General features: G+C 66.7%; 16 protein-coding genes. 4 read left to right on the top strand and 12 right to left on the bottom strand.

From position 1 onward, the window contains the following. The first annotated feature begins 182 nt into the window (after positions 1-182). The 4 genes from EP7_RS17700 (at position 183) to EP7_RS17685 (ending at position 6,343) form a co-directional block, all read left to right on the top strand. Positions 183-3,503 carry a DUF1553 domain-containing protein gene (locus EP7_RS17700; RefSeq protein WP_463523077.1) on the top strand — a complete coding sequence of 1,107 codons (3,321 nt, stop codon included), beginning with the start codon at positions 183-185 and terminating at the stop codon, positions 3,501-3,503. A gap of 40 nt (positions 3,504-3,543) precedes the next feature. Beyond that, positions 3,544-4,977, top strand: coding sequence for a DUF1501 domain-containing protein (locus EP7_RS17695; RefSeq protein ID WP_463523076.1), 1,434 nt, complete (start codon positions 3,544-3,546; stop codon positions 4,975-4,977). Between the two features lie 115 nt (positions 4,978-5,092). Beyond that, a complete protein-coding gene (locus EP7_RS17690; RefSeq protein ID WP_463523074.1) occupies positions 5,093-5,737 on the top strand; it encodes a PEP-CTERM sorting domain-containing protein in 645 nt (214 codons plus the stop codon). Positions 5,738-5,842: 105 nt separating this feature from the next. After that, positions 5,843-6,343, top strand: a complete 501-nt coding sequence (locus tag EP7_RS17685) for a DinB family protein (protein ID WP_463523072.1) — start codon at positions 5,843-5,845, stop codon at positions 6,341-6,343. An 11-nt stretch (positions 6,344-6,354) separates the two neighbouring features. Here EP7_RS17685 and EP7_RS17680 read toward each other — a convergent pair whose 3' ends face one another. The 12 genes from EP7_RS17680 to EP7_RS17625 form a co-directional block, all read right to left on the bottom strand. Continuing rightward, entirely contained in the window at positions 6,355-6,858 is a 504-nt protein-coding gene (locus EP7_RS17680) for a DinB family protein (protein WP_463523070.1), read from the bottom strand. Between the two features lie 132 nt (positions 6,859-6,990). After that, the gene (locus EP7_RS17675; protein ID WP_463523068.1) at positions 6,991-7,434 is read right to left on the bottom strand and encodes an RrF2 family transcriptional regulator; all 444 of its coding nucleotides are present in this window, start codon (positions 7,432-7,434) and stop codon (positions 6,991-6,993) included. 211 nt (positions 7,435-7,645) lie between these two features. Next, positions 7,646-8,092 carry a hypothetical protein gene (locus tag EP7_RS17670; RefSeq protein ID WP_463523066.1) on the bottom strand — a complete coding sequence of 149 codons (447 nt, stop codon included), beginning with the start codon at positions 8,090-8,092 and terminating at the stop codon, positions 7,646-7,648. Positions 8,093-8,209: 117 nt separating this feature from the next. Continuing rightward, positions 8,210-8,572, bottom strand: a complete 363-nt coding sequence (locus EP7_RS17665) for a hypothetical protein (RefSeq protein WP_463523064.1) — start codon at positions 8,570-8,572, stop codon at positions 8,210-8,212. Positions 8,573-8,624: 52 nt separating this feature from the next. Then, on the bottom strand, positions 8,625-9,455 hold the full coding sequence (locus EP7_RS17660; protein ID WP_463523062.1) for an alpha/beta hydrolase: 831 nt from the start codon (positions 9,453-9,455) through the stop codon (positions 8,625-8,627). 59 nt (positions 9,456-9,514) lie between these two features. Further along, on the bottom strand, positions 9,515-10,906 hold the full coding sequence (locus tag EP7_RS17655) for a c-type cytochrome domain-containing protein (protein ID WP_463523060.1): 1,392 nt from the start codon (positions 10,904-10,906) through the stop codon (positions 9,515-9,517). A gap of 84 nt (positions 10,907-10,990) precedes the next feature. After that, positions 10,991-11,188 (bottom strand): hypothetical protein, encoded by a 198-nt coding sequence (locus tag EP7_RS17650; protein ID WP_463523058.1) that lies wholly within the window; start codon positions 11,186-11,188, stop codon positions 10,991-10,993. A gap of 51 nt (positions 11,189-11,239) precedes the next feature. Continuing rightward, entirely contained in the window at positions 11,240-13,276 is a 2,037-nt protein-coding gene (locus tag EP7_RS17645; RefSeq protein WP_463523056.1) for a WD40 repeat domain-containing protein, read from the bottom strand. A gap of 105 nt (positions 13,277-13,381) precedes the next feature. Further along, positions 13,382-15,973: a DUF1549 domain-containing protein gene (locus EP7_RS17640; RefSeq protein ID WP_463523055.1), complete on the bottom strand. Its 2,592-nt coding sequence runs from the start codon at positions 15,971-15,973 to the stop codon at positions 13,382-13,384. 43 nt (positions 15,974-16,016) lie between these two features. Continuing rightward, positions 16,017-17,429 (bottom strand): DUF1501 domain-containing protein, encoded by a 1,413-nt coding sequence (locus EP7_RS17635; protein ID WP_463523053.1) that lies wholly within the window; start codon positions 17,427-17,429, stop codon positions 16,017-16,019. Positions 17,430-17,499: 70 nt separating this feature from the next. Then, on the bottom strand, positions 17,500-18,597 hold the full coding sequence (locus tag EP7_RS17630; protein WP_463523051.1) for a DUF1559 family PulG-like putative transporter: 1,098 nt from the start codon (positions 18,595-18,597) through the stop codon (positions 17,500-17,502). A gap of 392 nt (positions 18,598-18,989) precedes the next feature. Beyond that, on the bottom strand, positions 18,990-20,621 hold the full coding sequence (locus EP7_RS17625; RefSeq protein ID WP_463523049.1) for a TolC family protein: 1,632 nt from the start codon (positions 20,619-20,621) through the stop codon (positions 18,990-18,992). Positions 20,622-20,672: the final 51 nt, after the last annotated feature.

Below are 20,672 nucleotides of genomic sequence, written 5' to 3'. Positions count from 1 at the left end.
GGGCGAGACCCACCAAGGGTTTCAGCCCGTTTGTCCTTGCTATCCGATTAAAATCCAACAAGAATACACTCCTCCGCCATTCGCCCTCCCCGGCGAGCACTCGTTGAAGACGTTGCGCCCCTGACCGCAGTGTCTAGACGCCCCACCTGCACCGCCCCGCCCGCTCCGCAAGAGGTGAGATCGTGCGCACTCCCCGGGATTGGGTCCGACCTGTCGCAGCCTGGTGCGTCTCCTCAGCACTCTTGGGTGGAGGCTCGATCGTCCTCGCCGACGAGTCTTCCGCCAGTCCCGAGGCGATCAGCTCGTTCGAGAAGAACGTCCGGCCGATCCTGATCGAGCATTGCCAGGCTTGCCACGGTCCCAAAAAGGATCGCGGTGGGCTGAGGGTCGACTCGCGGGAGGCATTGCTGAAGGGCGGAGACAACGGGCCGGCCATCGTGCCGGGCCAGGCCGGCGAGAGCCTGCTCATCACGGCCCTCCATCATGCCCCGGGCCAGGAATTGAAGATGCCCCCCAAGGGGAAGCTTCCCGCGCCGATCCTGGCCGCCCTGACCAACTGGGTTCAGCAGGGAGCCCCCTGGCCGGCCGCCAAGGGGACCGTGGTCGAGCCGGCGAACGAGGCCGATGCCGGGGTGAAATCCGAGGGGATGTCCCCGGGTGCAAACCCGGCCGAAGACGCCTCGTTGTGGGCCTTCAGACCCCCGGTCGACGTCCCAGCCCCCCCGGTCCGCGACACCTCGTGGCCCAGCTCCCCCATCGATCGATTCGTGATCGCGGGCCTGGAAGCGAAGGCTCTGACGCCGGCCCCTCCCGCCGAGCGCAGGGCCCTGATCCGTCGCGCGACGTTTGACCTGACCGGGCTGCCGCCGACCCCCGAGGAAGTTGTCGCATTCCTGTCTGATGACCGCCCGGGTGCCTTCGCGCGAGTCGTCGATCGGCTGCTCGAGAGCCCGCGTTACGGCGAACGCTGGGGCAGGCACTGGCTCGACGTGGCGCGTTACGCCGACTCCAACGGGATGGATGAGAACGTGGCGATGGCCAACGCCTATCGCTACCGAGACTACGTCATCGGGGCCTTCAACGCCGACCTCCCCTACGACCAGTTCATCCGCGAGCAGATCGCCGGCGACCTCGCCGCGGAGGCCGACGGCGGTGCACGCAGGGTCGAGCGGCTCGTGGCGACGGGCTTCCTCTCGATTGGCCCGAAGATGCTGGCCGAGGACGACCCGCAGAAGATGGAGATGGACATCATCGACGAGCAGGTCGACACCATCGGCCGCACGTTCCTCGGCCTCACGATCGGCTGCGCACGCTGCCACGACCACAAGTTCGACCCCATCCCGACGGCCGACTATTACGCGCTGGCGGGCATCTTCAAGAGCACCCGGACGATGGCCAACCACAAGGTGGTTGCCATGTGGAACGAGCGTCCCGTACCAACGGCTGCCCAGATCGCCGATGCGGCCGCCTTCAAGTCGCAGGCCAACGCCAAGCGGTCCGAGGCCGCGACGATCTCCGCCGCTTCGAACGGGAAAGTGCTGGACGAACTCCGAGGCCGGATCGCGGACACTCTTCTGGCCGCGGACGCACGTGTTGCTCGGAGCCGGGTCGTGGCACCAACGACGGCCCCGCTGGCCGAATCCGCCTCCGCCGGCTCGTTGATGGTGGAGGCCGAGGCATTTCAGAGGGGGAACGTGGCCAAGGACACGGCCACCTACGGCAAGGGGATCGGCGTGATCCTGAACGCCGGCCCGGTTCCCAACCGGGCGGAATACGACCTGACGGTCCCCACGTCGGGAGCCTATCAGGTGGAACTCCGCTATGCCGCCGAGGAGACGAGGCCCGTCCGGTTGACCCTGGCGGGGCGAACCCTCAGCCAGGAGGTCGCGGCCAAGGTGACAGGCGGCTGGAATCCCGAGCATCAGACCTGGTCGGTCGTGGCGGTCGACGTCCTGACCGCCGGCCCTTCGACGCTCGTGATCGAACGCGACGGCCCCCTTCCCCACATCGACAAGATCGCACTCATCCCGGTCGTGGAGACCGGTCCGAAAAGCACGGATCCGATCGAAGCGTTCGCCGGACTCCACCCCGACGCGGTCGGACGCTGGGCGACGGCACTCGAGTCGTCCGCAGGTCACCCCGACTCGATCCTGTCGGCCTGGCATGAGCTCACCGGCGAGACGAATCCCGGATTTATCGGCCCGGAAACCTCCTGGCACGCCGCCCTGACCGCCGACCCCCGGCCCGGGACCAAACGCGAACTGGCCGATCGATATCAAAGCGTCCTCATCGCTTCGTCCGGGACGTCCGCCGAGGGCAGCCCGCTGCACGCGTTCCTGAACCAACCCGGTGCGCCGGCCGCCCTCCCCGTCGATCCGACGGCCTCCTATCCGGCGGAGATTCGGACGAAGCTCGGGGCGTTGAAGATCGAGAGCGATGCACTCGACGCGAAGGCCGCGGCAACGCCGATGGCGCTGGCCGTCCAGGACCAGACGCCGACGGACTTACAGATCCACATCCGAGGGAGCCACCTGACGCTTGGCACGAAGGCCCCGCGCGGATTCCTGCGGGTCGTTGCCGGAGATGCCCCCCCATCGATCGCCGAGGGGACCAGTGGTCGGGGCGAGCTTGCCCGCTGGATCGCCGGGCCGAGCAACCCGCTGACGGCCCGCGTGATGGTCAACCGCCTCTGGCGATGGCACTTCGGTGAAGGCCTGGTCCGCACCACCGATAACTTCGGCCGGCTCGGAGAGCGTCCTGACCACCCCGAGCTGCTCGACTGGCTGTCACTCCGATTCGTCGAGGACGGGTGGTCGATCAAGGCGATGCATCGTCGAATTATGGCGTCATCGGCCTACCAGATGAGCACGAAGCTCGACCCCGAGGCGGTACGAATCGACCCCGAGAATCGCCTCCTCTGGAGGATGAGCCGGCGCCGTCTGGAGGCCGAGGCGATCCGCGACGCCCTGCTCAGCGTCGGCGGCGACCTCGACACGACGATGGGGGGTAACCTTCTGCCGACGGGGAATCACGCCTACGTCAGCAGCACGGCCTCGGAGTCGGGCGCCGGCCGCTACGCCATGCCACGTCGTTCGGTCTATATGCCCGTGATCCGCAGCGGAGTTTACGACGTCTTCCAGGCGTTCGACTTCGCCGACCCGAGCGCGCCGAACGGATCGAGGGCGACGACCACCGTCGCCCCTCAGGCCCTCTTCCTGCTCAACGACGACCTGATCCTGAGCGAGTCGAAGGCCCTCGCCGCCCGCCTCTTCGACGCAAGCACGTGCCAGCCCGAGGACCCGGCAAGGGTCCGAAGAGCTTACGAGCTGGCCTATTCAAGGCCGGCCTCCGAAACTGAAGTGTCCGGGGCGATCGACTTCCTCGGCCGCTACGAGACCGCGATCGGGCCACGCGAGGCCGACCCTGCCGCGCGGCGGCAGAGGGCATGGCGGGGCTTCTGCCATGCCCTGCTGGCGTCGAGCGAGTTCCTGACCATCGACTGAATCGGATCGACTTTTGATGTCCGAACCGGGAGCCTCCGCGATGTCAAGCGACCGACTCATCCCCTCGTTCTCGCGCCGGAGCCTGCTGCGATCGAGCGCCGCGGGATTCGGAGGGCTCGCCCTGGCGGGCCTGATCGCGGAACAGACGAAGGTCGGGGCGGTCGAGGTCGGCCGCCCCGACCCGACGATGCCGCTCGCCGTCAGGTCGCCGCACTTCCCGGCCAAGGCCAAGCGGGTGATCTTCCTGTTCATGCACGGCGGCCCGTCACAGGTGGACACGTTCGACCACAAGCCGCTGTTGACCCGTGACCACGGCAAGCCGCTCCCCTTCGCCAAGCCGAGGGTTGTCTCTTCGGACACCGGGAACTTGCTGGGCTCGCCGTTCAAGTTCCAGCAGCACGGCCAGTCGGGCGCCTGGGTCAGTGAATTGTTCCCGGAGGTGGCGCGGCGGGTCGACGACCTCTGCATCATCAACTCGATGCACGGGTCGAACTCCAGGCACGGCGGCGCCCTGCTCGAGCTGCACACCGGCAGCGACACGTTCGTGCGGCCCAGCATGGGCTCCTGGATCACGTATGGCCTGGGGACCGAGAACCAGGACCTCCCCGGCTATGTGACGATCTGCCCGAACCTGAGCCACGGCGGCGTGAACAACTGGTCGAGCGCCTTCTTGCCGGCCGCCTACCAGGGGACGCCCCTGGGCACGACCGGAATCCCCTCCGACCGCGCCGTGATCCCGTTCATCAAGAGCGCCCACGACACGCCCCGCGACCTCCAGCGCATGGAACTGGACCTGGCGCAAGGCCTGAACCGCGACCACCTCGGCCGCTCGGGCGAAGACCAGGCGCTCGAAGGGCGGATCAACGCACTTGAGCTGGCCTACCGGATGCAGGCCGCCGCGCCCGAGCTTCAGGACATCGCCGGCGAGAGCCCCGCAACCCGGGCGCTTTACGGCCTGGACGACGCGGTGACCTCCGACTTCGGCCGGATGTGCCTGATGGCCCGGCGGTTCGCCGAGCGCGGCGTGCGATTCATCCAGGCGTCTCACAGCTACAAGTGGGACCAGCACGGCAATCTTAAGGCCGACATCGCCCGCAATGCCAAGGAAGTCGACCGGCCCATCGCCGGACTGCTCACCGACCTGAAGTCACGCGGGCTGCTCGACGACACGCTCGTGCTCTGGGGGGGCGAATTCGGCCGGACCCCGACCTCTCAGGGGGACGGTCGCGACCACAACCCGCACGGCTACACGATGTGGATGGCCGGGGCCGGCATCAAGCCCGGCATGGTGCACGGGGCCACCGATGACTACGGCTATTACTCCGTCCAGAACAAGGTGCACGTCCACGACCTGCACGCCACCATCCTGCACCTGCTGGGGCTGGACCATACCCGCCTGACCTTCCGTCACGCGGGGCGCGACTTCCGCCTGACCGACGTCCACGGCGAGGTCGTCCGGGAGATTTTGGCCTGAATTCCGGCCCGATCGCTTTGATCTTGAAGGAGTCCCCTGAAAACGTAAAGTATGGCCGCACAGGGACCGGGGGCCCGTACCCCGCCCGCCTATAAGACCCAAGGATGGGCCGACCATGACCGATCGACGTCCCTGGATCCGTCTCGCGTGGCCCTTGCTCGCCACCCTCGTCCTGGGCTCAATCCAGGCCACCTCGGCGTCGGCCGCGGCGGTCCTCGAATCGCCCACGCAGGACGCGGCGGTCCAGGCCGTCCTCGTCTCCACCTCCGGAACGCTCGAGACGAGCTGGGGTCCGAGGACCCTGATCGGCGTGGCCAATGCCGACGCCTCCGGCGACGGAATCAAGCTGGGCTCAATCGCCGTCGGCCAGCGCAATGACAACCCCTGGGCGGGGATCCTCCACCTCCAGTTCCAGTTCAACAACGGACTTCCGTCCATCAATCTCGACGGACGCGTCAGGTGGCTGGCGTACAACCCGATGGAGTCGCTGATCAACCCGAAGGTCGCAACGACGGCCAACGAAGCGCAGCTCGCGCTCTATCCGCCGATCTTCCAGCGCATGATTGCTCACCCCGACTGGATCCGGACCATCTCCTTCGGCAGCAACAACCCGACCATGGACATCGCCCTGGCCGCGCAGCCGAAAACCCCGGGCGACGCCGTCGTCGTCCCCGAACCTTCAACGCTCGCCACATTCTCCGCCGCTCTCATCGGCATGGGCTGGCACACCCGACGCCGGCGAGCGACCAGCCGCGTCTGAAGAGCCCTGCCGATCTCTGGCGCGAACCGACCTGTCAGCGGGAATCTCTGAAGAGGAAAGACGAGCCGCTTCGCCCGGCGACTCCTCAAGCTCGGAGCCCCGATCATGTCCCAGGTCAACTCGATCATACGCAGGATCAGCTTCGCGCGCCGCTACACCCTGGGCCTCCTCGACAGCGTCGACGATGCCGACTGGTCACGGATGCCGGGGGGCTGTCCGACAAATATTGCCTGGCAGGCCGGGCACCTGGCGATGGCCGAATATCGCCTTTGCCTCGAACGAGTCCGAGGCCCCAGGCCCGAGGACGCAGCCCTCATTTCGCCCGAGTTCATCGCTCGGTTCCACCGCGACTCAACACCCCGAGAGGCCGACGAGGGCCGGCCGTCGCCCGCCGAGATCCGGGCCGTGATGGCCCGCGTTCATGAGGCCGCTCTGTCACTGCTCGACCAGATCGATGATCCGCTCCTGGCCGAGCCGATCCACACCCCGCACGCCTTCTGCTCGACAAAGGCCGAGATCTACGACTGGTGCTCCGCCCACGAGATGCTGCACGCGGGCCAGATCGGCCTGCTGCGTCGGGCACTCGGGGCGGCCCCTCGCTGGTAAGTACGGATCGATCAGGTCGTCGCCGGTGCAAGGCCCATCGCGGCACGCTTGGCCTCGAGAAATCGGACGTGGTGGTGAATGTGCTCGGCCTCGACCCGGACCATCTCCGCGAGCGTGATCAGGCCACGCTCGCTGTGCACCCCCGTCCGAGTCCATGCCTCCGCAGGCAGGCCGCGGAGCATCCCGGCAAGCCGAGCGCGCAAGCGGTCGATGAGGTCGAGCTCCCTGGCCGGGTCGAGATCCTGATAACCCAGGGTCGCGGCGAAATGGGTCTCGTCGTAGCCGATGAGCAACGGCCTGGGCTCGGAGGCGACCCGCTGGATCCGATGGCACCAGGCAATCTCGGAGTCGACCAGGTGCCCGAGCACCTGAAGACAACTCCAGGTCCCCGGGATGGGATGGGCCCGCATCTGTTCGAGGCTCAGGCCATCCAGCGAACGTCGCAGCGTCTGCGTCCCGCCGAGATAGGCTTCGATGAGGCCGAGAGGGTCGATCAGGGGAGTCGACGCGTCCATCGTGGGGTGTCCTCCGGTATCAGGGGCTCTGAGAACCGGTCGGACACGCGCACCATCACGCAGGTTCGGGGCGGGTTGCATGCCGGTTCGGACATGCAGACGTGCCATCCCTTTGCTGGAATGTCGAGGACTTCAGATGACCCAATCCAGGCTGTAACTCTCGCTCTGAGCCTGCTCTTTCACGATGTCGGCCAGGGTCGTTTGATCGGTCAATCGGGCGATCGACTCCCCGATACGCCCCCAAAAACCGGCGAACGGCGACGGCTCGAGACGTGAGCTTCTGCTGGAGAGCGAGGACTTCGGCCGCCCGGTGGCGTCGGGGCCATCGATCAGCCGGATGATGTTCCCGAGGCTGATGTCGGCGGCCGGTCGGGCCAGGTGATAGCCACCTTCGGCGCCTCGACGGCTGATGACATACCCTCCGCCCTTGAGCTGGTTGAGGATCGCCTCGAGGAATTTGATCGGGATGTTGTGGCGGTGGGCGATCTCGCCTGCTTTGAGAGGGGACGGGTCCGTGTGTTCGGCCAGGGCGTACAGTGCAAGCAGGGCGTAATCACACTTCGCGGAAGGTTGCATATCGTCCCATTGTCGCCCAACCGCAGGGGGAAACGCCTGGGCCAGTCTCGTGGCTTTCAGGACAAAACAGCCCGTGCCCGCCGAGATTCTTTGGTGTGAGTGATTTGCCGGTCTTCCTCCAATCACTGTTAGCGATCAGCTAAGTCTTGTCAACTCTCGCGCCGCAGTCGATGCGTGAATTGAACGCCCGGCTCGGGACGGCCGACGATGGTCAACGAGACGCCTGCGCCTCCTCCAGCGCACTGACGAAACGTCGGAGCTGCTCGATCTCTTGCTCCGACCAGGACGGAGCGGGCTCCGGGGGCATCCGCTTCGGAGAGGTTGCCTTGCGGGCGATGCGAGCGAGGAGGGCATCGGGATTCTCGCGGTCGAAGAATCCCTCGTCGAGGAGAGTATCAAACGCCTCCTTGGGGTCTTCGGCGAGGACAAGGGTGGAGGTATTCGATCCGTCGTCGTGGTGGCAGGCGCCGCAGGCCTTCCTCGCGTCGGCGGGCTCGATAAGCAGGGGCCAGACGTCGCGTTCGAATCGGTCCGCGAACTTCGCCTGTTCGGCGGACGAAAGCGTGCCGGCTGGCGCGGGCTGGCCGGGGGTCGGCGAGTCGAGCGACGCCAGGCCGAAGATCGCGACGAGGGGAATCGAACCGAGCAGATGACGCATAGCCGACTCTCGCCTGATTTGGCGTTATTCGAGGGCGATTGACCGCGAGCCCTGGTCCGACCTTGGTCCAGGGCTCGCGGTCGATCTTTGTATGGGCGGGACGGGTCGGCGCGAGTCTTAGTTCTTGGCGGGCGCGTCCTTGGGCGGGACGTTGTGGATCTTGGTGGCCACGGCGTTCTCGTGCTCGACCTTGACGGAGATGCCCTTGCGGCCCTTGGAGATGGCCTTCTCGATGTTCTTGGCGACCTTCTCGTAGTCGATGGGGGAGCTCCCCTTCTTCGTGACGTACTCGGTCTTGTCGGTCGTCTTCACGACGATTTCCTTGCCGGTCTCCTTGTCCACGACCGTGACGGTCTTGGCCTCGGCGTCGGACTTGATGATCGTGCCGAAGAACTCGTCGGCCAGGGCAGTGCCCGCGATGAGGCCCAGGGCGACGGCGGCGGTGGCGGCGAGGAACTTGACGGGGGATGCGATTTTCACGGTCTGGTCTCGTTTCTGTGCTTGAGGGTCACTGGTCTCGAAATCAGGATCGTCAACGATTGTCCAGGCGAGACTTGACGAAGGCGAGGGCCTGGTCCGCGGTGGGGTCGTTCTCATCGACGTGAGACGCGATCGTGCCGTGGCTTCGATCTTTCGCCAGCACGACGACGGTTTCGTCGCCGGCAGCCTTGAGCACGGCGGCAAAGGCCTTGGTCTGGTCCTCGATCCCGGGATTGTCACGCTCGGCGTAGGCCAGGAAGAACGGGGCAAGGCCGGAGCGGGCATGGCTGAACGGCGACGCCGCCTTGCGCTCCTCGGCGTCGCCGAAGACGTCGGTACGATTCTCCGGAAGGTTGTAGGTGCCGCTCAGGAGGATTGCCCCCCGAATGTCCCCGGTCGAGGCCCCGGCGGACTGGAGGTAGCGGTCGTCGGTGGCGATCTGCGCCGCGAGGATGGCGCCCGCCGAGTGGCCGGCGACGAAGATCTGGTCGGCACGTCCGTGATACGTGCCGATATTCTTTTTGATCCAAGCGAAGGCCGCGGCCCCGTCGGCGGCCGGGACGGGATGCTTCACCTCGGGGAAGAGGCGGTAGCCAACAGATGCGACGCCGACGCCGCGTCGGGCGAAGGTCTCGCCGATGTTCGCGGCCGATTTGCGATCGCCCGCCTTGAATCCTCCGCCGTGGAAGAATAAGACCACCGGGAAATCCGTCCGCCCCTTGGGCAGATAGAGGTCGAGCTTCTGGCGGTCTCCACCGGCGGCGTAGGCCACATCGGGGATGACAGTCACCCCGTCTGCGGCCTGCTTGTCCGCGGCGACGGCGGGGAGCGAGGCGAGGATCAGGATCGAGAAGGCCCAGGCTGGGCACGAGGTTCGAGTCATGGGCGGGTCCTATTCCTAGGTCGACGTCGTCGCGTCCTGTCGGACTTGCGTGGGTTGATTCAAGGCTGTGCGGCAGTCACGCCGGAGACCGTCTTGGGCCCGGGCCGCGCCTGGAAATTGAGCAGTGGTTTGCCCTCGGCCAGATCCCAGACGAGGACCGTTCCGTCCCAGCTTCCAGAGGCCAGTCTGGCGCCGTCCGGCGAGATTGCAAGGGCGTAGACCCAGTCGGTGTGACCCTTCAACTCCAGGCGTCGGGCGCCGTCGCGGAAGACCCGGACGATGCCGTCGGCCGAGGTGGCGACCAGGTCCCGGCCGTCGGCCGTATAGGCGATACGGAAGACACCGCCGCCGAATCCGGTGAGTGAGCCTGCCTGCTTGGCGTCATTGTCGGGGTTCCACAGGCGTACCTGATTGTCGTCGCCGCCGGTGGCGATGAACTTGCCGTCGGGGCTATAGGCAACGGCCGAGACGGTCTCGGCATGGCCCGGGAAGGTGGCGACGGTCTCGCCACCGGCGACGTCGAAGACCTTGCTCGTCTTGTCGCGGCTGGCGGTGGCGATCCGCTTGCCGTCCGGGCTGAAGGCGAGGTCGAGGATCCAGTCGGCGTGGTCTTCGATGGTCCTGACAAGCTTGCTCGTCTCGGCCTCCCAGATCCTGACCGTCCGATCGGCGCCCGCGGCGGCGACGAGCCTGCTGTCCGGGCTGAAGGCGATGGCGAAGACGCCGTCGGCGGTCTCGACGAGGGAGCGGCCTTCATCGATCGTTCCCTCGACGAACCTGAGAATGCGGGCGGAACCTCCCTGCCCGGGATCGCCGCTGGCGACGGCCACGAGCTTGCCATCGGGGCTGACGGCGATGTCATGGACCCGCTCGCCGAAGCCCCGAAGGCGTGGGCCCAACCGCCCATCGGCGACGTCCCACGTATTCACTTCGTGGTATCCCGATGCGAGCAGGGCCCGGCCGTCGGGGCGGAATGCCAGGGCGGCGATGGCCACGGGCGCGGGGTAGGAGTCGGGGACCGCGGCCGGGGATCGCTTGCGGAGCAGCGCGAGCCAGTCCTCGGAAGGCTTTTCGCCGTCGTACCGTGCGCCCTGGGCGATCCAGCGTTCCAGGACTTGTCGCTTGGCTTCGGAGATCGGCGGCTGCTTGAAGGGCATCCTTGGCTGGCCGTCGGGCCGGATCAAGTCGACCAGATGGCTGCCGGCGGGGTCGCCGGGGGCGAAGGCCGACTCGCCTCCGCGGGCGCCCTCGGACAGGCCCGCGAACGTGGTCAGATCGTACCTGCCCTCCGTACGCCTCGGGTTGTGGCAGCCCACGCAATGCTTGCGGAGGATGGGGGCCACGTCGCCGAGGAAGCTGACGCCCGCGGGCTCGGGCGGGGCCTCGCCGGCCGACGCGGCCTGCGCCGCGGCGATCATCCCGGCGGCGACGGAGAGCCTGATGAGATGCATGAGACCTGGGCTCCTTCGGGCTGAGCTGAGAATGTGGAGACGGGCGAGGAGACCGGGTTTCAAGCGGTCCTCCCCGCGGTCAGGTCATCGCCGGCGGAACTTGGACTTGCTCGGCGCCGCGCCGCCGGTCTCGCCAACGAGGCTGGCGTTACGCTGCTTCTGGGCGTCGACAAGTTCGTCGGCAGAGGCGGCAACCACGCATTCATCACTGCAGCCAGGGGCGGCGGCCAGGACGGGGGCGGCGAGGAAGCTGGCCAGGCAGAGGAGCTTGAGACGTCGCATGTCGGGAACCTCCTGAAGTAGATGGCTCGATGTTCGCGGTGATGGAGGGCGTCACCGACCCGCGGCCTGGACGGGCTCGGTGGGAGCGGGGATTGACGGGTCGATCAGATAGACGGTCCCGTTGCCGTTGACGGTGGCGAGGTGGCCATCCTTGCTGAAGGCGACTTGGCTGATCTCGCCGCGGGGCGCGTGCAGGGCGAACTGGCGGGTTGGCTTGTAGGTGGCCAGGTCCCAGAGGTTGGCCGTGCCGTCGCCGGCGGTGGTCGCCAGTGATTTGCCATCGGGGCTGAAGGCGACCCCCACGGTGCGAATCCGGTGACCGATGAGCGTCCGCTTCGGGGCGCCTGTGGAAGCGTCCCAGAGCTTGACGCTCAGGTCGCGGTGGCCGGTTGCGGCGAGGATCAAGCCGTCGGGGCTGTAGGCGATCACGTCGGGATCGTCATCCTCGTCGGGCTCGATCTCCAGCCGCTTGCGTCCCTCGGCCTGGTCCCAGACCCTGATCGCTCGGTCCTTGGAGGCCGAGGCGACTGACTGGCCGTCTGGGCTATAAGCGACGGAGGTGATGGCCCCGGTGTGGGCGAAGAAGCCGAGCCTCCTGGCACCCGCGGCAACATCCCAGAAAATGATCGTCTTGTCCGCGCCGGCCGACGCGAGGCTCTTGCCGTCGGGCGAGAACGAGAGCGAAGCGATGGAATCCTTATGTCCGGCGAGCGTGGCGAGCGGCGAGCCGTCGGCGACCGACCAGAGTCGGACGATTGCGTCCTCGCCGGCGGAGGCAAGCGTCTTGCCGTCTGCGCTTAAGGCGACGGCGTCGACCGACCCTGCATGTCCGTCCAGGGTGATCCTTGATTCGGCGGTGTCGGCCTTCCAGATCGTGACCTTGCCGAGGGAATCGCCCGTGGCCACGGTCCGACCGTTTGCGCTGTAGGCGACGGACAGGATGGCACCCGTCACCTTGGAGGGGCCGGCCGCGGGAAGACCGGTGGAGAGGTCCCAGACCTGCATCGAACGGTCGGCTCCCACGGTCGCCAGGAGCTTGCCGTCGGGGTGGATCGATAGTGCAAGGACCGGGCCCGAGTGGCCAGTGATGACTTTCGGCTGCTGATCGGATGCGGGCGACCAGACCCGGAGCGAGCCGTCGGAGCCCCCCGTGACGAGGGACCGACCGTCAGAGGTGAAGGCCAGCGCGAGGACCGGCCCGCGATGCCCGCTCAGGTTCTTGCGCGTGGATCCATCGGCCGGGTCGAGCAGCCTGATCGAGCCGTCGAGCCAGGCGGCGGCCAGCATCTGCCCGTCCGGTGAGAAGGCCAGCGACATCGCGCGGCCATCGCCGCCGGAGATCGTTCGCACCTCGTAACCGTCGGCCAGGTCGAAGATCCGGATCTTGTGGTCCCAGCCCCCCAGGGCGAGCGTCTTGCCGTCGGGGCTGATGGCCGAGGAGGACAAGAACCCGACCGGATGGGGGAGCACCAGGCGTGCCTTGCCGGTGGCCAGGTCCCAGACGCGTGAGGTGTGGTCATCCGAAGTCGAGGCAATCGTCTTGCCATCGGGAGTAAAGATGGCATTGATGACGGCATCCGTATGTCCGGTCAGGCTATCGCGCTGCTTCCAGCCCTCGACTTCCAGGATCTTCACCTGCTGGTCGCCCGAGGCGATGGCGAGAACGCCCGAGTCGGGACTGAAGACGAGGCCGAAGAGGGCGCCGAAGGAGCCCCCCTGCGTCCCCTCGCCGGCGGCCACTCGCTTCGGCTTGATGATCTTCAGGAGCGCCCCGGTGAGCGGGTCATGGCTGGAGATTGAGCCGTCATCGCAGCCGGAGACGAGAATCTTCCCGTCGGGGCTGTAGGCGACGGAGCGGACGACGTCCCACTGGCGAGACCCGCCGCCGAGCACCGAGACGACGCCGTTGGGCAGCTCGCCCGGCTTCAGTTCGGGGGCCTCGGCCCTTGCGGCTGGAATCGGTTCCTTGGGCTTTTCGGCCGGCGACTTGGCCGGTTCCTGAGCCAACGTGGCGAGGGTCTGGAATGTCAGGGCCCCGATCGCGACGCATCGAAGGATGATTCCGGTTGAGTGAGAATAGTCAGACATATCGCTCCTTTCAAAGGGATCGCGTGGGGAATTGCCCCCCGGGCCTGCGGGGCTTCTTGTCCGATTTCCGAGGCTCACGGGGGGGTGGGGCGGGTCTCGTCTGGCTCAGTGGCGAAAGAGGAATTCCTTGGAGTTGAGCAAAGTCCACTGCACGTCTTCCCAGGCCTTCCGCGCATCGCCGGCCTTAACGACGTAGGCGAGGCCGGCGGCTCGCTCGGCGTCGGTCGGCGGCCTGCTGAGGCTGGCGAGGTACAGCTCCTCGAGGATCGCGGGGGGCTCCTGGCCCGCGCCGATCAGCTTGCCGATCCGGTTGTCCGGCTTGCTCAGCTTCTGGAAAATGCTGGGGCCGTTGACGAGCTGGAGGGCGTGGCCGAGGCCCGCGTCCCCGGTCCGCTCGCACTCGCAGGAGGTCTCGCGGGCGGGCTGGCCGAAGGCAGAGAGGAACGGATGTTGGAGCACGTCGCCGTCGGAGAGCTGGGTTGCACGCATGCCGACGGGCAGGTCACCGAAGGTCTCGCGAACCGCCGCCGCCTTGTCGGCCCTTCGCTGGCCCACGTCGGCATTGCGCCTGTCGGGGTCGCCGAAGACCTCGGGCGAGTCGGTCGCCGCCGAGAGGGCGTCGAGCAGGGCCTCCGCGGGGAGCATCTTGACGACCGCCCCGACGAAGTATTTCTCGCCCCCCAGGGCCTGGGCATCGGACAGCGTCCCCAACTGATAGATGCGCGAATTCATGATCGTGCGAATCAGTTTCTTGACGTCGTAAGACGAAGAGATCAGCTCCTTCGCAAGCTGGTCGAGCAGTTCCTTGCTAGCGGCCGGGTTGGAGTCTCGCACGTCGTCCACGGGGTCGATGATCCCCCGCCCGAGCAGGTGATGCCACGTCCGATTGGCGAGCTGGCGGGCGAAGAAGGGGTTCCCCTCCGAGGTCATCCACGAGGCGAGAACCGCCCTGCGCTCCTGGTCGGGCTTGATCTCGGGGGCCTCTCCTCCGAGGAACTTGGGGGCAACGACCTTCTCGGTCCGGATGTCGATCGCCTCGCCGCTCCGATCATCCTCGATGACGAGCGCACCGGTGTTGAACCGGGCGATCCGAGGATAAAGCGGATCGGACTTCGACGTCACCCTGGAGAAGAAGGCGGTGAAGCCGTAGTAATCGTCGGTCGTCCAGCGCTCGAACGGGTGGTTGTGGCACTGGGCGCATGAGACCCGCACACCAAGGAAGACCTGCGCGGTGTTCTGCGCCAGGAGCTGGGGGTCCTTGGCCACTCGATCGTTGCGGAAGAAGTTGACGGGCGGGTTGACGAACGTGCTCCCCTTCGCGGCAACGATCTCTCGCACGACCTCGTCGAACGGCCTGTTCTGCGCGATCCGATCGCGGAGCCAGAGGTGGAACGAGTACGTCCCCTTGGCCTGGATCGAACGCCGGTTGACGCCCAGCAAGTCGGCCCATTTCAGGGCCCAGAAGTCGGCGTATTCGGGGCGTTCCAGCAGCGAATCGATCAGCCTGGATCGCTTGTCGGCGCCGCCGTCGGCCAGGAAGGCGCGGACTTCTTCGGGCTTCGGCAGGACGCCGAGGAGGTCGAGCGATGCTCGACGGATGAAGACGTCGTCGGTCGAGAGGTCGGCCGGAGCCAGGCCCAGCAGCTTCATCTTGGCGTAGAGATGTTTGTCGACATGATTATTAACCGGCGGATCGGGCCAGGGCTTGCTGGAACCCGGGTCAACATAGGTGAGCTGGATGGGGACGAGCTGCCCGAGGTAGCGGGCCAGGATGGCGACCTCTCCCGGCCGGCCAAACGTGACCAGGCCATCGCCGTCGACCTTGGCCACGTCCTCGTCGCTGCTGCTAAAGACGGTCAGCCTGGTAACGTCGCGTGAACCTCCGTCGGCGAAGCTGGCAACGACGCTGAGCTGCTGGCGGGCGACCGGCGCGTGCAGCACGCGGGTGCCGGTGTTGACCTGGATCGACACCAGACCGGGAAGGTCAACCGGGTCGGCCGGCGCACCGCCGTTGAGCCAGTCGCGGAGGAGGGTGGCGTAATCGCCGTCCGGGACGAGCCGCTGGCCCCCCTCGTGGGGAACCCGCCCCTCACCCTTCTCGAGAATCAAGCTGGCGTCGGGGTCGAGCGTATTGACCCGGCGGCCGGACTGGTCGCGGGTGAGCTGGGCGAAATCGGCCGCGGGGTCGAACCCGCGCAGGCTAAGCTTGAACCCGTTCTTGCCGGAGGGAGTGCCATGGCAGGCCCCAGCGTTGCAACCCGCGACGCTGAAAGCGGCGATCACCTCGCGTCGGAAGCTCACCCGCGAGGGAAGGCCGTGGCTCGCGACCTCGACGGGGATGCTGGCCTCGCGGTCCCCGAGACGGACGACGAGATTCGCACTCCCGTCCGCCAGCGGCCTGACGTAGCCGGTGGGAGAGACCTCGACGATGCCTGCGGGGACCACTTCCACCTTGACCAGATGGGTCAGGTCGCGGTCAACGCCGCCGCCGAATCGGCCGGAGACGATGAGCTGAACGGATTCGCGACGATCGCGCAGCGTGATCGACGGGGGAGAGACGACGAGTTGGGCGGGCCTGCCGAGGAACTCGACGGCCCCCCCCTGCTCCGCCCCGACGGCCGGGTACGCCGCGGCGAAGATCGCCGCGAGCATCCCGGCCAGTCGCGCAACCCTGGGAAAACGGCGTGTGGCTTGCATCGGACGCATGTCCCCTTGTCACGAGGTCGGGTGCGGGCAGGGCTCAGATCAACGCCTGAATCGCTTCGCCATGCACCAGCTTGTGGGGGCGATTGAGCTTGTCGTAAAGGATCGACTCGACGTCGATGCCCAGCAGGTGATAGATGGTGGCCAGCACGTCCTTGGGCGTGACCGGGTCGGCCGAGGGATAGGCGCCGATCTTGTCGGACGCTCCATAGACGACGCCGCCCTTGATGCCGCCGCCCGCCAGGAGCGTGCTGTAGCACTGCGGCCAGTGATCTCGCCCGCCACGCGGATTGACCTTGGGCGTCCGGCCGAACTCGTTGTGGAAGACGAGCAGGGTCTCGTCGAGCAGGCCCCGCTCCTCCAGGTCTTCGATCAGGGTCGAGAAGGCCTGGTCGGTCGGCGGGTAGAGTTGGTCACGGGTGATGGCGAAGTGGTTGGCATGGGTGTCGTAACCCGGCCCGCCCGGCCCGCCGATGTTGCTCCTCAGCCAGTTGATCTGCACGAGCTTGACGCCGGCCTCGACCAGACGCCTGGCCATCAGACAAGACTGGCCGAAGTAATGCTTGCCGTAGCGATCGCGGGTCTCGGGGGACTCGGCCTCGAGGTCGAACGCCTTCTGCGCCCTGGGCGAGGAGATGACGTCGAACGCCTTGACGTAGTGGGGATCGAGCGAGGTGGTCGCGGCGACGCCGTCGAGGTAGCGAGCCCCGCGGCCAAGTTGCTCGAGCAGGGCGCGACGGTCGTGCACCCGGTCGCCCGAGACCTCGGTATTCGAGGCGACCGCGCCGGGCGAGAACCCGGGACTGCCCGGGAAGCTGTTGATCCGATACGGGTCATAGGCGGACCCCAGGAACCCGGCGAACTGGCCGGGCCATTCCGGCCCGTTGGGGCCCATTGCCTCGGGGAGCATGACCCAACCGGGGAGATCCTTGGGGACGGGGAGCATCTTGGCGACGACCGAGCCGAAGTGCGGCCGGTCCTCGCGGCTCATCGTGGCGGAGTCGGGCGTCACGACGCGTGTGATCGTGTCGCCGCAGAGCGTCAGGTAGATCGCCGTGGGGTGCAGCGTCTGGTTGTGATGGATCGCCCTGAGAATCGCCGTCTTGTGCTGGAGCTTCGACAGCCGCGGGAGGAACTCGTTGAGCGAGACCCCGGGGACGCTCGTCGAGATCGACTTGTAGGGCCCTTTGACCTCGGCCGGAGCGTCCGGCTTGGGGTCGAACGAGTCCATCTGGGCGGTGCCGCCATTGGTGCAGAAGACGATCACCGACTTTGCCCGGCCGAAGGAGGGCCCACGTCCCGAGCCCCCCGACTCGGCGGCAAGCGCCTGATGACGCAGAAGTCCCGGCAGAGTCAGGCCTCCAAGCCCGATCCCGCCCACCCGCAAGGCCTCGCGACGAGTCAGGCCGTCGCAGAGCCTGACCCCGTCACTCGCTTCCACACTCAGCATGAGATAAGCTCCCGGGACACATTAAAGTATTCCCGTCGATTTAGTAGGAATTAGCCCGCGATTTCTCGAGTCAGAACGAGTCGGCCGAGATGACCTCGCCACCGGTTCGGGTGCCGAGTCCGGTCCAGACGTCTTTGTTGACCGTGTCCTTGATGAACTTGACGCTTCCGTCGGCGAAGGCGGTGTTCACGCCACCGGGGTGATATGAAGACGCCGGCTTGATGGCGGCAGTCATGTTCGTCCCGCCGTAAGCGCAGCAGAGCTTGTTGGGGCCGAGGATGGTGTTGAACCAGGTCCTGCCGATCGTCCCGTCCATGTAGCTATAGCCCTTGTAGCGCCATTGCAGGCCCGCGTTGATGGCGATGCCGGCCGGGTTCTTCCAGTCGAAGTTGCGGCAATATTCGACCAGAAGGGCGGGGTCGGTGCCGCTCTTGGGCCCGCCGACATTCGACAGCCCATAGCATTCCGAGACTCGGGTCGGGGCGACGCCCTGGTTGATCGGCCCCGCGGCCACCTCGGCGACGAGGAGCGTGTTACTCAGGCCATCGGTGACCCCTTCGAACCCGACGACGGGGAGCTTGGGAACAAGCTGGCCACCCGTGGTGGAGTCGATCGACCGGCCGAAGAGGCCGTCCCACTGCTTCGTCTGGATGTGCCATCGGCCCGCATTCCACCCGTACGTGGCGGCCCAGTAGCCGAAGCCGAAGTTGTCGACCCCGGTGTTCACTTCCGAGGGGCAGACGTAGGCCGAGATGCGAGTCCGGCCGGCGGTCAGGCTGTCGAGGTTGTTGCTCAGGAAGTCGAGCGAGTAGAGCGTGATGAAGTTCGTGTTGAAGTTGAGCGAGTTGAAGACCTGCGTCTGTTCCACGTACGGGAGCAGTGACACGAATGGGGAGATGACCCCCGGAGCCTCGCCCATCGGCAGTGTGCCGTTGACGCTCTGATAATTATGGGCAGCAAGCCCCAGTTGCTTCAGATTATTGACGCACTGGATCCTGCGAGCCGCTTCGCGGGCCGATTGCACGGCCGGGAGCAGCAATGCGATCAGGACCGCGATGATGGAAATGACGACCAGCAGCTCAATGAGCGTGAATCCGAGGCGCACAGCCCCTGGAAGCCGCAGTCGGTTGGGATCGACTCCCTTCAAACCGATCGATCGCTTCGACATGGATTTCTCCCTGCGTAAGGCATGACTCAAGCATGCGGGAACCAAGCCGGGGCACCGTCCAGGATGTCCCGGACGAGGACGACTTGCCCGACGGAGGGGAATACTCTCTTATTCGATTGGAATGGTCAAGATTAATCTCCGACTAATTCTACCTTTCTTGTAGGATTTGAGCGACTTTCCTCGCCTTCGATCGACGATCACCGCAGATCGGGTCGAAAACGGGGAAAAAATTGTGGTCGGATGCAGACGATGAGTCGCTCAGACTTCATCGTCGGATTGGGTTCGATGTCCGTCTGCCAGGTGGTTGAACAGAAATCGGTGTAAAAGCGTCTGCCCAAGCGTAGGCATTTAATGCGGAGGGGCACCGGGCGATCTTCGGCCTCGTCGACCGATCACCGCCGGACGGGCTTGGGGCCGGGAGGCGTTTCGGTCGGTGGGGCGGTCGCGATCAGGGGCGTGTTCAGGGCAGGCGGCCGACCGAGGGCCCGGTAGAGGCGGAACTGGGATCGGTTGTAATTGAGGACGGCTTCGAGATAGTCCGCCCGTGCCTGGGCGAGTGCCTGGATGGGCTGGAGTACCTCGATGGGACGGGTGGCACCGGGAAGTCCCGCACCTCGTCGGATGTTCGTGAGATTCAGGGCGAGCGAGGCCTGAGCCTCGGGCAGGGCCTGGCCCGCCCGCTCCATCTGCCTCGATGCGGCGATCCGGCCCTTCTCGGCCTGGACCACCTCGGAGGCCACACGGTCCTGGATCTTCATCATTTCCAGGGTCGCCGTCCGCTGCTGGGCGGCCCGCTGCCTGGCGATGGCCCGGTCGGCGAATCCCAGGTTCTGGACCTCCCAGTAGAGGTTCACGTCGGCGTCGCTGCGTCCGTTGAAGTTGCCGAAGAAACCATTCGTGCCGCCGCCGAATCCGCCGCCGGAGTATCGTAGGGCGAGGCTCGGGATGAACGGCCTGAGCTTCGCTTGCTTGAGACGGGTGAGCGTCGCCTGGACGAGGGCCTGGGCCTCGGCCAGTTCGGGGCGGCACCGGAGCCCTGCCGTGATCAGCTCATCGATCGGGTAATTCTCGGGGACGATGCGGAGCACGGTCTCGGGCGGCTCGACCGGGGCGACGACGAGCCTCGGGTCGAGCCGCGTTCGGCGAATCAGGTCGGCGGAGGCCATCTCGAGCTCGCCCACCGCTGCCTCGACGTTCTTCCGCTGTCGGTCCCGCTCGGTGACCGCCCGGCGATAATCCGCGTCGAGCCCGGCCCCGCTCCGGGCATACGATTCCGTGAGGCTCGCCAGGGTCTCCGCGTTTGTCGCGGCCTCGCGGGCGATGGCGAGCGTCCCGGCCGCACGCTGCATGTCCATGTAAGACTCGGCGACCCCGAGCAGGGAGTCGTTGGTCACGGTCCGGATTCCGACCTTCCTCGCTTCCAGGACCTGGCTCGCGGCGAGCGGCTCGAAAATGGCATCCGAGAAGCGGAGGATGGAGGTGAGCCCGGAAACCTGCGCGGGGCCGCCCGCGGGGACGGGGCCCGAGACGCTGGAGCCGGCCGCGGCGGTCGCCCCGAGGAACAGCGAGCTCTTACTGATGGTGCGGACCTGGCCCTCGACGACCTGGGCCTGGCCGTCGTGGCGAATCCAGTTTGGCCCGATATAGATGCTCGGGAGCCACATCACGCGGGCCTGCTGCAACTCGGCGAGGGATTGAGCGACGCGCTCGCGGGCGATCGCGATGTCGAGGTCGTTCGCCCCCGCCAGCCGGAGGGCCCCAGGTAGATCAATCGGCTGGATGACCTGCCCGGGGACAAGCGGCGTCCCCAGGGGCTCCCCGGGCGGCATGGCCAGGGCCTCGGGCTCGGCCCTCCGTGCGTCGCCGGGGAGGGCCTGGGGAAGAGAATCCTGACGTGCATCCGTCCCGGCTCGCGTTGCCGGCATGGGCGGCAGACCGTCCTGCGGCTCGACGGCCCCGAGCATGAGGAGCGCGACCGCCCCCCCGATGAAACCGGCCCTGTTCACTGGCATCCTGGTTTTCATCGGGCCCTCCTTGGCCAAACGGTTCCGGGCTCGCTTCAATAGGTCGTTCGC

It is taken from the genome of Isosphaeraceae bacterium EP7, assembly GCA_038400315.1.
Lineage (GTDB): Bacteria > Planctomycetota > Planctomycetia > Isosphaerales > Isosphaeraceae > EP7.
The sequence above is the reverse complement of the archived record's forward strand: the minus strand, read 5'-3'. Positions and strand labels throughout refer to the sequence as shown.

Excerpts from the sequence above, each read along its gene's own strand:
- EP7_RS17660 (WP_463523062.1), bottom strand. The coding sequence starts at position 9,455 with ATGACTCGAACCTCGTGCCCAGCCTGGGCCTTCTCGATCCTGATCCTC.
- EP7_RS17655 (WP_463523060.1), bottom strand. The coding sequence starts at position 10,906 with ATGCATCTCATCAGGCTCTCCGTCGCCGCCGGGATGATCGCCGCGGCG.
- EP7_RS17630 (WP_463523051.1), bottom strand. The coding sequence starts at position 18,597 with ATGTCGAAGCGATCGATCGGTTTGAAGGGAGTCGATCCCAACCGACTG.
- EP7_RS17695 (WP_463523076.1), top strand. The coding sequence starts at position 3,544 with ATGTCAAGCGACCGACTCATCCCCTCGTTCTCGCGCCGGAGCCTGCTG.
- EP7_RS17645 (WP_463523056.1), bottom strand. The coding sequence starts at position 13,276 with ATGTCTGACTATTCTCACTCAACCGGAATCATCCTTCGATGCGTCGCG.
- EP7_RS17690 (WP_463523074.1), top strand. The coding sequence starts at position 5,093 with ATGACCGATCGACGTCCCTGGATCCGTCTCGCGTGGCCCTTGCTCGCC.
- EP7_RS17625 (WP_463523049.1), bottom strand. The coding sequence starts at position 20,621 with ATGAAAACCAGGATGCCAGTGAACAGGGCCGGTTTCATCGGGGGGGCG.
- EP7_RS17640 (WP_463523055.1), bottom strand. The coding sequence starts at position 15,973 with ATGCAAGCCACACGCCGTTTTCCCAGGGTTGCGCGACTGGCCGGGATG.
- EP7_RS17685 (WP_463523072.1), top strand. The coding sequence starts at position 5,843 with ATGTCCCAGGTCAACTCGATCATACGCAGGATCAGCTTCGCGCGCCGC.
- EP7_RS17675 (WP_463523068.1), bottom strand. The coding sequence starts at position 7,434 with ATGCAACCTTCCGCGAAGTGTGATTACGCCCTGCTTGCACTGTACGCC.
- EP7_RS17635 (WP_463523053.1), bottom strand. The coding sequence starts at position 17,429 with ATGCTGAGTGTGGAAGCGAGTGACGGGGTCAGGCTCTGCGACGGCCTG.
- EP7_RS17650 (WP_463523058.1), bottom strand. The coding sequence starts at position 11,188 with ATGCGACGTCTCAAGCTCCTCTGCCTGGCCAGCTTCCTCGCCGCCCCC.
- EP7_RS17680 (WP_463523070.1), bottom strand. The coding sequence starts at position 6,858 with ATGGACGCGTCGACTCCCCTGATCGACCCTCTCGGCCTCATCGAAGCC.
- EP7_RS17670 (WP_463523066.1), bottom strand. The coding sequence starts at position 8,092 with ATGCGTCATCTGCTCGGTTCGATTCCCCTCGTCGCGATCTTCGGCCTG.